The organism is Nitrincola nitratireducens, assembly GCF_000585235.1.
GTDB lineage: Bacteria > Pseudomonadota > Gammaproteobacteria > Pseudomonadales > Balneatricaceae > Nitrincola > Nitrincola alkalisediminis.
This window is the reverse complement of record NZ_AONB01000011.1, coordinates 87,962-104,256: the sequence shown is the minus strand read 5'-3', so window position 1 is coordinate 104,256 and position 16,295 is coordinate 87,962. Positions and strand designations below refer to the sequence as shown.

13 protein-coding genes and 2 tRNA genes are annotated in these 16,295 nt (G+C 46.2%); 7 read left to right on the top strand and 8 right to left on the bottom strand.

Going from position 1 to position 16,295, the window contains the following annotated elements; all coding sequences use genetic code 11:
* Positions 1 to 23 precede the first annotated feature (23 nt).
* Genes D791_RS10850 through D791_RS10840 form a run of 3 tightly spaced genes read right to left on the bottom strand, consistent with a single transcriptional unit; the run spans position 24 to position 2,176 of the window.
* Complete coding sequence (locus D791_RS10850) at positions 24 to 335, bottom strand: BolA family protein (RefSeq protein WP_036511459.1); 312 nt, start codon at positions 333 to 335, stop codon at positions 24 to 26.
* On the bottom strand, positions 332 to 1,654 hold the full coding sequence (locus D791_RS10845; RefSeq protein WP_036511456.1) for a DUF3422 family protein: 1,323 nt from the start codon (positions 1,652 to 1,654) through the stop codon (positions 332 to 334). The genes D791_RS10850 and D791_RS10845 overlap by 4 nt, the downstream gene beginning before the upstream one ends.
* 18 nt (positions 1,655 to 1,672) lie before the next feature.
* Complete coding sequence (locus D791_RS10840; RefSeq protein ID WP_237748610.1) at positions 1,673 to 2,176, bottom strand: hypothetical protein; 504 nt, start codon at positions 2,174 to 2,176, stop codon at positions 1,673 to 1,675.
* A gap of 232 nt (positions 2,177 to 2,408) precedes the next feature.
* Here D791_RS10840 and D791_RS10835 point away from each other — a divergent pair, with 232 nt between their 5' ends.
* A complete protein-coding gene (locus D791_RS10835) occupies positions 2,409 to 3,068 on the top strand; it encodes a hypothetical protein (protein WP_036511452.1) in 660 nt (219 codons plus the stop codon).
* A gap of 5 nt (positions 3,069 to 3,073) precedes the next feature.
* Here D791_RS10835 and D791_RS10830 read toward each other — a convergent pair whose 3' ends face one another.
* From D791_RS10830 to ycaO, 4 genes are all read right to left on the bottom strand, one after another.
* On the bottom strand, positions 3,074 to 6,499 hold the full coding sequence (locus tag D791_RS10830) for an SbcC/MukB-like Walker B domain-containing protein (protein ID WP_036511450.1): 3,426 nt from the start codon (positions 6,497 to 6,499) through the stop codon (positions 3,074 to 3,076).
* Complete coding sequence (locus D791_RS10825; protein WP_036511447.1) at positions 6,486 to 7,175, bottom strand: DUF4194 domain-containing protein; 690 nt, start codon at positions 7,173 to 7,175, stop codon at positions 6,486 to 6,488. Before D791_RS10825 ends, D791_RS10830 begins: the two co-directional genes overlap by 14 nt.
* Entirely contained in the window at positions 7,175 to 8,569 is a 1,395-nt protein-coding gene (locus tag D791_RS10820) for a Wadjet anti-phage system protein JetA family protein (RefSeq protein ID WP_036511444.1), read from the bottom strand. The genes D791_RS10825 and D791_RS10820 overlap by 1 nt, the downstream gene beginning before the upstream one ends.
* A gap of 103 nt (positions 8,570 to 8,672) precedes the next feature.
* Positions 8,673 to 10,412, bottom strand: a complete 1,740-nt coding sequence (gene ycaO, locus D791_RS10815; protein ID WP_036511441.1) for a 30S ribosomal protein S12 methylthiotransferase accessory factor YcaO — start codon at positions 10,410 to 10,412, stop codon at positions 8,673 to 8,675.
* Positions 10,413 to 10,728: 316 nt separating this feature from the next.
* On the opposite strand from ycaO, the gene D791_RS10810 reads away from it, so the two are divergent.
* Both D791_RS10810 and D791_RS10805 read left to right on the top strand, forming a co-directional pair.
* Positions 10,729 to 10,804: transfer RNA gene (locus D791_RS10810), tRNA-Asn, on the top strand.
* 13 nt (positions 10,805 to 10,817) lie between these two features.
* Positions 10,818 to 10,894 (top strand) — tRNA-Pro (locus tag D791_RS10805).
* A gap of 412 nt (positions 10,895 to 11,306) precedes the next feature.
* Here D791_RS10805 and D791_RS10800 read toward each other — a convergent pair.
* Positions 11,307 to 12,083 (bottom strand): DUF3750 domain-containing protein, encoded by a 777-nt coding sequence (locus tag D791_RS10800; RefSeq protein WP_036511439.1) that lies wholly within the window; start codon positions 12,081 to 12,083, stop codon positions 11,307 to 11,309.
* A 113-nt stretch (positions 12,084 to 12,196) separates the two neighbouring features.
* Between D791_RS10800 and D791_RS10795 the strand changes: the two genes are divergently transcribed.
* The 4 genes from D791_RS10795 (at position 12,197) to D791_RS10780 (ending at position 16,217) form a co-directional block, all read left to right on the top strand.
* Entirely contained in the window at positions 12,197 to 14,791 is a 2,595-nt protein-coding gene (locus D791_RS10795) for a bifunctional diguanylate cyclase/phosphodiesterase (RefSeq protein WP_051514426.1), read from the top strand.
* Between the two features lie 102 nt (positions 14,792 to 14,893).
* Positions 14,894 to 15,331 carry an OsmC family protein gene (locus D791_RS10790; protein WP_036511436.1) on the top strand — a complete coding sequence of 146 codons (438 nt, stop codon included), beginning with the start codon at positions 14,894 to 14,896 and terminating at the stop codon, positions 15,329 to 15,331.
* Between the two features lie 17 nt (positions 15,332 to 15,348).
* Positions 15,349 to 15,789, top strand: a complete 441-nt coding sequence (locus tag D791_RS10785; protein ID WP_036511433.1) for a YeeE/YedE family protein — start codon at positions 15,349 to 15,351, stop codon at positions 15,787 to 15,789.
* Positions 15,790 to 15,791: 2 nt separating this feature from the next.
* Entirely contained in the window at positions 15,792 to 16,217 is a 426-nt protein-coding gene (locus D791_RS10780) for a DUF6691 family protein (RefSeq protein WP_036511430.1), read from the top strand.
* Positions 16,218 to 16,295: the final 78 nt, after the last annotated feature.

Genomic DNA, 16,295 nt, shown 5'->3' with positions numbered 1-16,295 from the left:
CAGGCCGTCAACCTACACGTACATTAGGCCTTAGAGCCTCCCATACAATTTGGCGACAGCGGAACCTGACCTTCTTGAGCGGCCCACTCATCGGGTGTGTATAGATGCATCGCCAGCGCATGAATAGGGTTTTGCATAAGCTCTGCAACCAAGCCATAAATTTTTTGATGGCGGCGCACTTTACTTAAACCTTCAAAGTCAGGACTCACCACAGCCAATTTAAAATGACTCTCACTTGCCGGTCCAGAGTGCATATGGCTTTCATTTTCCAACACGAAACCTTCAACGCTCAGACCGCTCTTAACCAATGTTTCTATTCGCTGCTCAACACTCATGATTCGTTGCCTTGCTTATCTGCTAAATGTATAAAATGATGATGAATTCGACGAATACTAAACCATACCGTAAACAAAACAACGGGAATCATCACACCGATTACTAAAGATTTATCAAACTCTACGCCTGAGTTGTACAAGGCATCCACGAGATACTTCAATAAACCAACAAGATAGTAACTGATGGCAACCACCGAAAAGCCTTCAACCGTATGCTGCATCATCAACTGTACTTGAGAGCGTTTATCCATTGAACTCAAGAGTTCTTGATTCTGATGCTGAATCGACAGCTCGACTCGGGTTCGCATCATATCTGACGCACGATCAACGCGACGCGACAAATCCTCTAATCGGTAACCTACCGACTCACAAGTTTTAACCGCTGGTGTTAAACGACGGGTCATAAACTCACGTATCGTCAAGTGTCCAGACAGTTCATCTTCGCGCAATTCATCAAGCCGTGTCAGCACCAACTGATGGTAAGCACGCGTCGCCGAAAAGCGAAAGGTTGAATGCGCGCGGTAGGCTTCAATGCGTGCTGCCATATGCGTTAATTCAGCTAGAATTTGCTTCTCATCTACTTGTTCATTGTCTGCCAACCTCTGCGTCAACTCTGCAAGCGTTTGATCCATATCCGCAAGTGAAGGCGAAATACTGCGCGCCATCGGCAAAGCTAACAATGACATAAGACGGTAAATTTCAATCTCGATGAGTCTTTGAGTTAAACGCCCCACCTGACTGTCTGACATGTCTCGATTCAAAATGGTAAAACGACCAAAACCATCACTGTGCAAACGAAAGCTACTCCAGACTCGAGCACTCCCCTGCTGAGGACTGCTACCGACAAGACGCATCCCTTCAAACCACGGTCGGATCAATTGCAAGTCTTGCTCGGCTGAATCTGTCATAGGCTCTAAGGCAATATGAAAAGCCCCCACTACCTGCCCCTCTAGAGCTTCAATCCAACCCGTCGGTAATAATGAAAGGCCTGTCTGTGTAAAATCCGGGGCACCTGTTTCTCGATTCAAATTAATAAAGGTGTAAGAGGTAAACTCCATATGCATTTCACGGCGGACACGCAAATCACCACACACCAACTCATAACAACTGTGTTCGTGCTCGGGGACCGCACAGCCTAACAGCTGATGCAACACCTGTAAGTGACGAAACTGAGATTGCTTTTGTTCAGCATTGGCTAACAACGCGATATGCGTGATTCGCGCAGGACAAGGAATCACCTGAAAAGGACGCGAATGCAGTTCTTCGTAAATTTCATCTCTCAGCGGGTGTAAATCCAACTGATCCAGCTGACAACTCATCCATTCATACCTATCAATTTAACGAAAATAATAGCCGACGTTCACCATGAAGCCCGCCGTTCCAAACGGAATCATTTCCAAATTCATCCGATTATACTCAACACCAAAGGCAGGCAGTATCGAAGGCGCCACCCCAAATCGATTGAACGGAATTTTATCGCGGTACTCACCTCGGTAACCATGAATTAAACCCGCTGTCAGCTTGCCATAGGTTTTTAAGTCACCAGAGTCATGAAAATTGTAGCGTCCTCCCGTATAGAGAGAGGTTGTGCGCTGATCAAAGGAGTTGAGGAAACTTGCTCCCCCGATTAACCATTGCACCTCATCACGCCAATCTCGACCCGAAGGCCGCGGGAGCGCATCAACATTCGTTTCAGGAAAATACCACTCAAGGTTAATCAGTTTCTGATGATTATTGTGATCTGGTTCAGGATCATAGTGAGTCGTCCAAACTGAGGTTTGGATGAGGATCTGATCACCCTCCTTAAAAATCCCAGCCGAGACAACTTGACTGCACATCATCCCTGCACACATACATAATGCTATCAATCGCTTAAACACCGTTGAATCCTCTTTAGGTTTCCTATCTTAAGGTCATTATAATGAATTATGTTGCAAAATAATGCCTTTAACGACAGACATCGACTCTGCACCCTAGACTACACATCCAGCCTAGGCTAAGAGCCCTTAAAAAAGAGTCCACTCAACTGATGACATCCATTATACTTTTGCAGGACATCAATGTGGGGATTGTATGCTAATCAGGGTATTGCCAAGTTTAGAAACGCGCAAAGACTGGCTCAGTTTTTTACGAAGGGAAGTCCCCTACTGCCTCGTCGAAACACCAGAGGTGCTGGTTGACTTCCAAAGCACGTTTCTTCAATTAACGCTGTTTAAAGAACCCTCGCTCGACCCTGTTCGCTACACCCTAGGCTCGCGTCAACGCATGGAGCCCGCGTGGCAACTGATTAAAGGCTGCCAATGGCGTTTAAGTTTTTTAATTGAAGGATTGGAAAGCCTAGACTTTAATACACACGTCCGCGATAAACCCTCTTTTAAAATACCAACGGATCTATCTGTACGTAAAAGCTTTACACGTGAACGGCGTTTAATCTCACCATCTCAATCCGGTATCATCACGCCATTAAATGAAGGGGGTGCATGCTGGACACTCAAAAACATTCAAGCTTTGCTGGCCTATGACCAACTACAAGAGTGGACCTGCTTAACCGACCGCTTTGTCAGCCCTAAAGCCGCATTAACGTCTATTACGTTAGAGCCTCAGCGCTGGGGTGTCGATACAGATGCACGGGGAGTGAGATTAAGCTTGGATGGAGAGCCCTACATTCAGTTTAGTCATAGGATTCGGCCCGCCACCAGACGTTTGATGACGAACCAGAACCCACTGATATAAACCGATTAAAGACTCTCGTCCGCTGTCTCCAACGCATCAGCCGCCATGATTTTGTAAGGGTGATCAGACGCTAACAATTCCTTTCCTTTTTCAGTCGGAAATTCAACATCAATATCAACCACTCGCCCATCACGACACACGTTGATGATCGTATCCATGCAAGAACTCAACAATGAATACTTTTCATCGGGTGCAGCAATAATTGTTTGCAGACCTAAGTCCGTCATAAAGCCTAAGGATGTGACCGTATTTTCTGAGTCCAGTTTGTTAAATGCCTCGTCAAACACCGACAAACTCAAGCCCCCAACAGGTTGCCCATCACTGCCTTCTTTCAAACGATAGGTTGCGCCTAACGCAGCAGCCATGGCCACGTAAAACGGCACTTGGTGCTCACCACCAGACCCCGTCTTAATACGTTGGGTTAAGGTAGTTTTACGGTTGCCGTCTAAATCCTTAACCACTAGCTCAAAGTTATAAAAATTCCGGTAATCTTGCAGTAACTCGCTTTCACCTTCATTCTTTAGAACTTCATGGATTTTTGCCAAGGCATCCCGGTGCCCTGTGTCCGTTTCGTGATGAATATCGAACAAAGACCCCACATTGGCTTGATCCATACGTGTATAGGCTTCAACCAGTTCAAGGATATCGCGCAACTCAGGGTTAGGCATCATTTCAAAACTGTACATTTCTTTGTGGAATGGACGATTTTTCAAATGGCTATTAAGTTCACGAATCAAATCCTTAATTTTATTGATCTGATCGTTTAGATGCGCAACGAAATCCGATCTAAACGCAGTTTCCGCCTCTAAGCGTGCACGCTCTGCTTTTTGGGTATACTGCGCCAACTCAGACTCTTGTAAGGTGACAACCGTTTCATTAACGTAACCTTCCAAATCCTCATGACTAGAGTCAGGGCTTATATTATCCAATCCTTGATGGCTTAAGCCGCCAGCGTGATAACGTGCCTTGTATTGTGCAACGGCGTCACGTACTCCATTTTTCTTTTTCTCATGCAGCTGAAGTTCCGTCTGAGCTTTTTTCGCCGCTTCAAAAATAATGCGTTCAAGGTCTGAATCACAGCTATCATCTAGGTAGTCACGTTTTTCTTGGGCAGACTGCGCATCGAACTCGGGTTTCTCCTGACAACGACCACGCGCCATAGCGTGCTCAGTCAGTTCTCGCTCAAGCACTTCAAGCGACGCGTTGTCTTTGATCATCCCAGTTCGTGTTTTTTGCAGCTTATCCATCAAGGCTTTTTGGCGAACTTCTAATGACTTTTGTTGCTCAGCATACTCAGCAATACGTTGCTGAATACCCGAATCATCATGATTGCGAAGATCCGTAATGCCCTGCTGGTAGCCTTCAATTTCAGACGCAAGCTGCTCTCGCTGATTCACAAGATCAAAAACGCGCTCATTCACCTGCAACAAACCAGATGCCATTTGGATTAAGCCATCACGCAGCTTTTCCAGTGACTCATGTTGCTTGCCCAGTGTCGTAAACTCAGCTATCAGCTCATCCACCTGCTTGCCCTGCAAGGCCAACTGATCACCCCGACGCCGAATCCCCATAATCGGGCTCAGCTCATTAATAGAAGTGGTCGAACCTTCGCTCTGTAACATGCAATCATAGGTTAATGCACGTTCATGGCGCAGCAATTCGGTTTCAGTTTCCACAGCCATCACCGCCCCTAAAGCTCGGTTCATATAGGCTTGAGCATGCTCATTGTCACTGTCAACAAACTGAGCCAAGCTTCCGGCTTTCGTTCGCGTCAACCACTCACCAGACTTGGTCGTATTGATAATACGGCAGCCTTTTAAGTGACGCCCTTTGCGACGATAGAGCGTAATCGCTTCCTTGACTCGATCCGGTGCGACCACAAGCGCTTCTCTGCGAGCGCCTAAGAACGACTCAATGGCAATTCGCCACTTATCATCGTTGATATCAACCAACTCACAAATCGGTGTAGAGTCGATGCCATATTCTTTTAACAAGTCGATGAGTTCACGGGTCGCGTGCCGGACAGGCGCTCGCCCCTGCTGCAATTGCTCTACGGCACTTTTTTGACTTTGAATCTGGGTACGCAGCTCATTAATCCGTATCACGGACTCTTCGTAACGCTTGGCAATCGCTTTACGCACGGGGTCAATCTGCGCACGTAGCTGTGTCAGCGCGTTATCCACTTCAACAGGCGCTTCCGGCCATTGGCCTGCCAAGGTGTTTTCGCCTGAGCGCCAGAGTGCAACCGACTGTTCAACAACGGGTCTAAAAGCGTCCGGCAATAGATCCGGGTTGGCGGCAAAACCCACCGTGGTTCGCATCAGGTTGTACACCTGTTGTATCTTTTCTTTCACCACAGAGGCTTCATGCTGTCGAGCCGAAATACGTGATTCGAGTGCACTCACCTTGTGCGCGGAATCGGTGTTATTGAGCTCTGCGCGAGTATTCGCCAAGCGCTGCATCGCTTCATTCAGCTGTTCACTGTTTTTTTCTAAATCCGCTTGTAACAACTGCTCTTGTTCAGTAAAGGTTTCTAGGCGCTCGGCTGCCGCTTCCTTTTTTAAATCGGTGTGCTCAAAGCGTGCTTCATGCACCACCCATTCGTATTCAATGGCATTCTTGAGGTTTCTCGAGATTCCTTTACACATTTCCTGAACCTTTTCGAGCTCAGCAATGCGGTTTGCCACTTCACGTGTTTTTTGCTCCATTGCCCGGTATTCGTCAAGCGACTTTCTGAACGCACCGACATGAACAATATTTTCGTCCAAAACGAATTCTCGAATAAAACGTGTTGGGCTATCGATGGGAACGAACTTCAAGGCGTTTTTAAAGTTCTTGATGAATTTTTCATCATCATTGGGCATTTGCGGATCGTGACTCAGGTGTGTAACCATTTCCCGGATAAAGCGTGTCGCCCGCTTTTCAAGGATCATATCCGGGCACTGCTTTAATAAACTGTCACGAACTTCAGCCCACGGACGCGGCAAACGTCCTGCACCTTGCTTTACTGAAAAATCGTCAAGAGTGACGGAAAAATCAGGGAGGATAAAACGCCCTAAAATGTCCTCTTCCGCATTCGCTGTCGACGCACTAATTGCAATGCCGACACAGCTTTCTTTTGCGGTTTCAGTGTCAAAAAAGCTTAATGCCATATAGGTCAGAGAGTCTTCTCGGGCATTCACTTTTTTACCAAGGTCATCCAAAAAACCTAAGCAATAGGTCCGCAAAGAACGTTCTGACTTTTCACCGGCAGAGGCATTGAAACTCAAGTGGCGCTTATGTCCTCCCATCAGAATGGTTTGAATCGCATCCAGTAACGATGACTTTCCCGAGCCATTCGGACCGACGATCGCCACATTGCCTTTGATGGGAATCTCGATTGCACCTAGAACATACCAATTGACCAGAACGATACGATTAAGCTGTTTCATTGGTGTTCTCTCCGTCTTCTGCTTGAGCCTTTTCTTGGCTTACAGCGCTAGCCTCGTCGGCTTCATCCGCATCTTGCGTTGACGAACGGCTCGACTCAATATCACACAAGGCCTCTAGCTGACCAATATAGTCCTCAACAACCACATGACGAATAGTCGGGTTAATTCGTAGAGGTAGGTTTTTGGGATCGGTTTCGTCCGCTTTTCCTCTTTCAATCACCCCATGGCGGCTAAACAATGAAACAATCTCTTTTAAGCGGGTTTCATTCGGGATTTCTTTCGCCGTTAAGTTACTGTACAGACGCAGCAAAGCATCCGTGGTGGTAATGGCTTTGCCATTTTCAACCTCGAAGTTTTCCAACTTTTGCTCATAGATCTGACGTAAACACAGCAGAAGCAACGACTCATCCAACTTGAGCTTGAGCACCCGCTCTTCTCCCTGAGGAAGCACACCCAAATACGCCTCGTCAGGCTGATACACTAACGTCCAACCAATGGCGGCAAACAAGTTGCGATAGTAGTCGATGTTGGCCGCAATCAGAAAATAGCTATCGCGATGGATAGGGCGATCAGCGTACAAAAACTGGCTGACAAGAAGTAAATTGGCAGCATGAATAAAGTCTTCGGCCTGGTGGTGTTCAGTCCGGGATACGATTTTTTGCAGATCACCTAACATTATGCGTTCCTGTGTATCACAAAACCACGACACTCAACTACATCAGCAACGCAGACATAGGTATCGTCAAATTCAATACGGTATTTTTCAGTGGTTTTACGTGCCTTTTTACCCAACGAAGGCAAATGGCGCACGTAACTGAAACAAATATAATCCTCAACTGATTCAATCGTGAACTCAGTTGCACTCATGCGGGTACGATCAAGAAAATGACGGTCTAGATACTGCTCAATTCGATCAACACGCACCTCACGTCGCTCTTTATACTCTTTAAATAAACGACGCAATTCTAACACACGGGGATCTATCTCACTTTGAGTAATCACACGTGGTTTCGCTTCCACTCGCTTACGTATCGGCGAACGAATACTCATGGGTGAAATAAACCCAGTTTCGTCCAAGGTGGTCAGCGTTGGAATCTCGTCATCTTTCTTTTTCGCCAGCTCAGCAATCAAACGCGACAAGCGAGCTGCCATTCCCGGCGTGGTTTTATCCATGTAACGAACCGTATCCGCCACACGTTTTTCCAACTGGTAACGGAAGTCATCAATCGCGGCTAAACGCTGATCCACTGACTCAAAAATACGAATAATTCGATTAATGTGCTGATGCACTAGCGCTTCCGCCGCATCAAAATCCAACTCATACTGAAGTTGATAGTGCTGCGTCAGTTGCTCTAACTTTAATAAATCAAATTGCAAATCACGGAGCATCGATAAAATCTGGCGACGGTACCGGAAGGGGTTGTTTCGCGTCTTGAGCGTTTTGTAGTCTGAAACCAAAATATGCTCAACAAATCGATCAAAAAACCCCCTCACTATATCCTGCGGGTTATTGATTTCCGATAGGGAGATTTTGATTTCACGAAGCCCCAGCAGCATATCCGTTAAATGCGCACTAAAATCAGCGGCCGTTTGCGATGCCTCTGACAGAGTAATGCCTCGTCCCACAGGATCATTGACGGCAGCTTCTAACGAGCTAAGCACGTTCAGTACCGCACCACCATAGCTTCGCTTTTCAAGCTTAGCGATTGACACCAATGACCGGAGCAAATACGAAACAGACGGCGACAAAAGAACATAGGTTCGATACACCTTTTGCTCTTCCTCCAGCCAACCACACTGCACCAAGCGCCGATAGATACGATTAGTATAGTCCACACTTGAACGTGGAGGGTCTCCGTCCTCGTCGGCTTCAGTGACCCAACGACGGACCCCAAGCCGAACAACGGCGTTTTCGATGGTAGAGCGCACCAGATCCTTGGCAATGAAAGGATCGATAAGATCCTCATCAAAGAATAAATCGGCCAATTCAAGAAGAACCGCTTGATAGACTTGGCGGTTCTGTCCCGATAAAGGCAGAAAAATATCATCCGGTAGTTTATTGAAGAGCATGCGTTTCCCTGATCTCTCACCCGATATGCATTACACTGCATGAACAATCTTGAGCGCAGATTCTAGCGGAAATAGAGACATCTTCCCAACTTTTATGCGCAGATTAATTGATCCGCTGGCTTTGCTTAACTTGATGTAAGCGTTCGTAGGCTTTTAACAATTGCTGATGGCGACTAAACGTACTGAGACTTTCATCATGAATGCCCATATCATCAAACACCTGCACGCCGTCCATCATAGAACGCACGTGAGACAAGAGCTCTGTACCATAAATACGCTCAATCACAGGCACAAAGTCATCAACCTTACGAGACTCATCAAGCGTTAGTGCCAATAACTGATGCAGGCAACGGTACTTCATCAGCACTTTTTCGGGCAAGCCACCAAAATTCAGCAGCCAATCGGACAATTCCAATGCCAGCTCTTGCTCACCTAAGGCTAAGGCTAAGCGCAACTTAAGCTCACCAACACGTAACCAAGACCAAACGGTATCTGGATTCGGCAAGAGACCGATAAGCTCTGCAACCGGGTGCTGCTCATCAAAGCCGCCCTCATCCAAGGCCTCAAGAAGATCCGCATAGGCTTCGTTATCAAGGTCAGGCAACGCCAATATTGCCGCCCTAAGCGGAGCCGCCGCATTATTATTGCGCCAAATCAACTCATCAACCGGATAGATTTCGGACATCCCAGGAACAATGATTCGGCAGGTGTACACGCCCAAGTGCTCATAATCCGCAATATAGATATCCATATCCACGCGATGAATTTTAAAACAAAGCTCTTCAAATTCGGCTTGTGTATTGCCTTCGATATTCCATCTTGCGAAGGGATAATCCGTGGTGGAGGACATTAAATCCCACGCCACGACCCCACTCGAATCAATAAAATGTGTTTCAAGATTATGCGGATCTGCCGCTTCTTCAATATCCAGCGTTGGTTCTGGGAAATCATGCAACTCATCCAACTCACGGCCTTGAAGCAACTCAGTTAGCGTGCGCTCCAGTGCGACCGCAAACTTAGGGTGCGCACCAAAGGATGCAAAACAACCACCATCCACCGGATTGATCAAAACAACGTTCACTAACGGAAACTTTCCGCCTAATGATGCATCCCTGACTTCAACAACAAACCCTTTGCTCCGCAGGGTCCTAAGCGCTGCTTTTACTCTCGGGTGCTTGGCTATTTCCGACTCAGGAATGAGCGGTAAACTAATACCCGACGAGATAATCGTATTTTTGATATGACGTTCAAAAATCTCTGACAAAGCCTGAACACGTGCTTCATAGACACTGTTACCAGCAGCCATGCCGTTACTGACGTACAGGTTACCGAGGATGTTAACGGGGAACCAAACAGTTTCACCCGTTCTTTGCTTCACAAACGGCAAAGCGCAGATCCCGCGATGAGCATTGCCTGAGTTGAGATCGATGAGGGCCCCAGGTGATATTTCATTGTGCAGATCGTAGTGATTACGTGTGGCCTCATCAAGCAACCCTTCTGGCCAAACCGTTGATTTCACCGGAAACCAGCGCTCTTGAGGGTAATGAACAAAGGCTCTTTCAGCAAACTTTGAGCCTAAGTAATAATCGGCCCAAAAGAAGTTGCAACTTAAGCGCTCAAAAAACTCCCCTAGCGCGCTGGCCAAAGCGGCCTCACGCGTTGCGCCCTTACCATTCGTAAACAGCATCGTACACACACGATCACGAATATGAACAGACCAAACATGCGGAACGGGATTCAACCAGCGAACTTCTTCAATATCGAAGCCTAGCGCCTTCAAACCAGCACTCATTCGTTCGATGGTTTCTTCCAGCGGCGCATCTTTTCCTAAAATCTGTGTCATGGGTTACTCCTGCCCTATTCGCTGGATGCATCTTTCAGCGGAGGACTCAACATCTCTTTAATTGTTCAAAGATTATACGTGAATACGATCCCACCTTACACTCCTTGAGACGGACCCAATACGGCTAAATGCATATCATTTGCGGCAACACCTAGATTGACAAAATCAAAAATCCATATAGGGCGAACAATATCGGTTGCTTTTTAATCAATTATTTTCAACAACCTACCCAAAACTAAAAAAATGATCATTTTTAAAAAATAGTGTTGACGACCTCCGTCTGGATCATTAATATTTGCGGCCTGAGTTGAGCAGTTCCCTGATAGCTCAGTCGGTAGAGCAGTAGACTGTTAATCTATTGGTCGCAGGTTCGAGTCCTGCTCGGGGAGCCAACTCAATGTTTTTCGGAGTGTAGCGCAGTTTGGTAGCGCATCTGGTTTGGGACCAGAGGGTCGGGGGTTCGAATCCCTCCACTCCGACCATCTTGATTTATCCTCGATATATAGTCTGCTTAGTTCTTATTTTTCATTGTATAGGCTCTAAACCGTCTAACTCTAAACTGTATAACTAGACAGACCTAAACACATAGCACTTAAATCCTGCTGAATGCCACACAGCCTTTTAAAGAGGCCATCATAAGCCTAATAAACTCAAGGGTATAATGCCTTTTGATAGCTGGATTCAACAAAGAATACCCAGCCAATCATTTTCCCTCTCTAACTATATAAAACCACGCTTGAATTTTTCGTGATTTACAATATTGCTGCCGACATCCGCCTCATCCCAAATTTGCAACTCCCACGGGAAGTAAAAATTACTCTTGTTTTTGAAATACACATGCAAGCCACGATAACCCCCCTCCCTATCGCGCAAATACCAGTTTTTCAAACCCTATCAACGCCCAGCCTCCACTGGCATACCCAAGCGCCCCACCCCAGGTAAATTAAGTGCAATTGGCCAAAAATCGATTCCCGCGCTCAAGCCAAGCAAATTAACCTCCAAACCTTCCTCAGGTGCTGCAATTAAACCCAGCAAGCCCGACATAGAGACTTGAACGCCCGTACCACTCGGTGCCGTTGCGATGAAACGTCCTTCAGGTAAGTAATCTTTTCCAATCGCCGTCGAAGGTAAATTTAAGCGCAACTCAGGCACTTCTCGTCCTAAATAGGCAATAAACGTATTGCTGTTCGGCCCCGGCCAAAGACGATATTCCCCCCTATGCGGATACACCTCTGCAGCTTGGTACAGCCGCTCAATCAACTGATCAACCTCATCAGTACCTCGTATATCCCGCAGCAAAACAGGATAGCTGCCATACCAATAGCCATCGGCAATTCCTCTTGCAACACGAACAGCATCCCCTCCACGCCCGCGCACGACATTAAAACCTATGACCTCAAGGCGCGTAAAATAGTCTTGGTTTTGTGGCTTGACCGCAATCCACGTATGCACACCCAAAGCACCCCGCCAACGAAACGCACGCGCCGCGTACACCTGAATAATCGCTTCGGACGTAGCTGCAGGATCTGGCGCAATGCCCGCACTGTCACGACGTGCTGTTTGCCAATCTTTCGCACGCTCATCATTGGCATTGTGCGAGACAAGCGCACACCCGACAGGGACAATAAAAATTAACACGATCCACAGTACCACCCTAAGAAGTCGTTTCATTTGTGATATCCTTGCACAGTTTTATAATTGAGAACATTAAGGCTGATTGCATCATCAAATCGACTCAACTTGGATCAGAATAACAAGAGTCAAGCGATTGAGCAGCAACCAACATGGATAGGCAGACCAAGTCAATTGTGATTAAAGACAGATCCACGGGTACCCCATACAGCGTTATTGTCGTTTTTATTGTTACGGCAATCGTTTCGATGCTGATCATCTGGCAGGTTGAATCGCGCAACCAAGACTCAAGACGAAGCGATCTTGCCCTCCATGCACACAATCATGCCAGTTTACTTGAAACGCTTCTAAACCAATCATTATCTGCCAACTATGCCCTCGCTTCTTTAGTGAGAGCAGGTGACGGAGAGGTTCAACATTTTTCTGCAATTGCTGCAAAGTTACACCAACACTATCCGATTGTGTCCCATTTTACACTTTCACCCAATGGCATTGTCTCAGAGGTCTATCCCCTTGAAGGTAATGAGGTGTCATTGGGCTTTAACCAATTAGAAGACTCTATTCAAAACGCAGAAGCTCTACTCGCTAAAGAAAGTGGACTCATGACCTTAGCAGGCCCCGTTGCATTGGTTCAAGGAGGAACGGGTGTCATCGGCCGTTTACCCGTTTTTATGGATCACAATCAAGAGGAAAGATTCTGGGGTTTTACAAATGTCACACTTCGCCTTGAAGAACTGCTACGAATAGCAAACCTCGACACTCTATCTAATCAGAACATGGCATATGCTCTCTGGAAGCTCTCCAAGGATGGAGCCCCATCACAACTGATCAGCAGTAACTCCGAACGCATAAGGTCTGACTCAGTCGATGTTATCATTAATGTCCCAAATGGTGCTTGGCTTTTAAAGGTTGCTCCGATTCACCTAATCTTTGAAAGTGGGGCATTAGCACTTAAGTTACTTTTAGGCTTATTTATCAGCTCATTAGCCGCTCTTCAAACCTGGTTGATTATAAGTCTACGCCATGATCGCGCTTTTCTCGAAGATCGTGTTACAGAGCGAACAAATGAAATTTATCAAGCCGAATCCCAGCTAAGAGCTACGCTTGATGCTATTCCTGATCTATTATTTGAAGTCGATATTAAAGGCACAATACATCTTTTCCATTCGCCTAAGAAGGAGCTGCTTTTAGCAAAGCCAGAAGACTTTATCGGACACACATTCGATGATTTTTTGCCGGATGAAGCAAGGGTAATCTGCTATAGTGCACTTAATGAGGCGAATGAAAAGGGCTTTTCTAGCGGTAAATGCTATTCACTTGAAATAGACAATCAATGCCATTGGTTTGAATTATCCGTTTCTAAAAAAGCGGCCTCACCTGACAACTTACCTAGATTCATTTTAATATCAAGAGACATAACGGAACGTAAAACAAACGCATCCAGTATCGAGCGCTTAGCCTTTTACGACCCTTTAACGGGCTTACCCAATCGACGCTTGCTACTTGATCGACTACAACAAGCTCTTGCATGGAATGAACGTCATGAGACCAAAGGCGCTTTACTCTTTATTGACCTTGATAACTTTAAAGTTATCAATGACTCACTTGGGCATGCCGTTGGTGATCTTTTATTGGAAAAAGTCGCCATTCGCCTGAACGCGGCTATACGCAAGGTTGACACGGCAGCTCGCATCGGCGGCGATGAGTTTGTGATTTTATTGTCGGATTTACCAGAAGATACCCATCTTACAGCACTTCATGCCGAACGAGTCGCTTCCAAAATAGCGCAACTGCTACGTAACCCCTTTACACTGCTGGATAATGAATACGTCGTTACCTCAAGTATTGGTATTACCCTCTTCACGTCAGGCCAAGCCTCATTAGATGAAGTGTTACAGCGAGCTGATTTGGCTATGTACCAGGCTAAAAATGCCGGTAAAAATACTATTTGTTTCTTTGACCCAGCGCTGCAAGAACAAATCGACCACAACTTGGAGCTATCAAGAGGACTGAGGCTCGCGTTAGATTACAATCAGTTTTTCTTAGAGTTTCAACCCCAGGTTAACCGAGAAGGTGCTCTTGTGGGTGCGGAAGCACTGATTCGCTGGTGTCACCCTGAGCTGGGTCTTATCCCTCCCAATCGTTTTATCCCTGTTGCTGAAGAGACAGGCTTGATCATTCCAATCGGCGACTGGGTACTAAAAAATGCATGTAAGCAATTGCACATCTGGAAATCCCACAGCAAAGCCAAGCACCTAACTCTATCCATTAATGTCAGTTCGCGCCAATTTTCCCAATCGAATTTTGTTGAACAGATCAAAGCGTGCCTGAATCAATACGAAATTGATCCAAAATGCCTTGAACTTGAACTCACAGAGAGCATGCTAGTGAAAGACCAAAACGATGTGATCACTAAGATGCTCGAACTCAGCAAACTCGGTATTCAAATTTCGTTGGATGATTTTGGCACAGGCTACTCTTCACTGACCTATCTCAAACGTATGCCGATTAAACAGCTCAAAATTGACCAATCCTTTGTCAAAGACATTAACATGGATTTAGACAGTGCAAATCTATGCGATGCGATTATTTCACTTGGCCACAGTCTATCGCTGGAGGTCATCGCCGAAGGCGTTGAAACCCTAGATCAATTTGAGTACCTCGCTCAACGTAACTGCGACCTGTTTCAAGGGTATTATTTTGGAAAACCAAGCTCAGCAGACCAACTTCTTAAGCTGATTTTTTAAGCTTTACTAGTCTATATTGCAAAGACTTTTTACGGATATGTCTTTTAATATCAGTCTCAAACCTATATATTAGGCAAAGTTAATAAAGAATTGAGGCATAAAATGAGTCAAACTAAAACCATCAATGTTGAAGCTAGTTTAGATCAAGGATTTACGGTACGAGGCGCCATTGGCGAACACTCGTTAGTGATAGATCAACCCGTCTCTGCGAAAGGAGCTGGCTTAGGCCCTACCCCTTTGGAAATGTTCTTGTTTTCACTTGCGGGTTGCATTGGCACCATTGGACGGATTGCCGCTTTTCAAAAAAAGATCAATCTAAAAGGCATGCATATCACAGTCGAAGGTGACTACAACCCAGCTGGGTTACTTGGCAAACCAACGGATGATCGAATGGGCTTTCAGGAGATTCGAATTCGTGCCGTCATTGATGCCGACATGTCGGATGCGGAAAAAGAGGCCTTTCTTGATGAAGTATGCCACCGCTGCCCTTTGCATGACAATACTCGACTTGAAACCCAAGTCGTCCACTCAATCGCGTAATCAGGTCAAGTAGACGGATGGAAATTATTAACTTTACCCCCATCTCCTCATTAATTGGAGGTGGACTCATTGGTCTTGCGGCTGCTTTGTTACTCGTCGCTAAAGGGCGTATCGCCGGTATTTCGGGTATTGCAGGCGGTATCATTTACCCTGAAAGCAAAGGAGATATGGCGTGGCGAATTGCCTTTGTTGCAGGGCTAATTTTAGGCGGACTCATCTATCAGTGGAGCAACATTGGCGTCGGGGTTGAGCATATCCAAGCCATGGCAAGCACTCCCACGTTAATTGTTGCAGGACTTCTGGTCGGTATTGGCACACAAATTGGAACGGGCTGCACCAGCGGCCATGGGATTTGCGGTTTAGCACGACGCAGCCCAAGATCACTGGTGGCGACTCTAAGTTTCATGGGCAGCGCGTTAGTGACCGTGTTTATTGTCCGGCATCTAGTAGGAGGTTAATTATGGCTGCTTTACCTTGGATTGCGGCATTGCTAGCCGGGACACTTTTTGGCTTAGGACTGTCAGTCGCACAAATGATTGATCCTGCTAAAGTCATTAACTTCCTGGATCTTTTTGGCACTTGGGACCCGTCTTTGGCGCTTGTTATGTTCGGCGGCCTAGTGGTGAATGCCATCATGACGCCCTTGATTCTTAAACGTAAACGCCCGATATTGGCCGAACACTTTCGTCTGCCCACAAAGATTGAAATTGATGCAAGACTCATCATCGGTGGCATTATTTTTGGGATAGGTTGGGGGTTGGCGGGCTACTGCCCAGGCCCGATTATCACCTCGATAAGCTTTATCAATATGGATATTTTAACGGTATTACTTGCCTTTATTGTTGGGACAGCGGCCACTCGCTGGGTGCTTAACAAAATGAATTAATGCTTTTTTATCTTGTCACTTGTTACGGTTAACCCTACAAATATTTGTAGTAATTTAGACCTTACTCTCCAAGTTAAG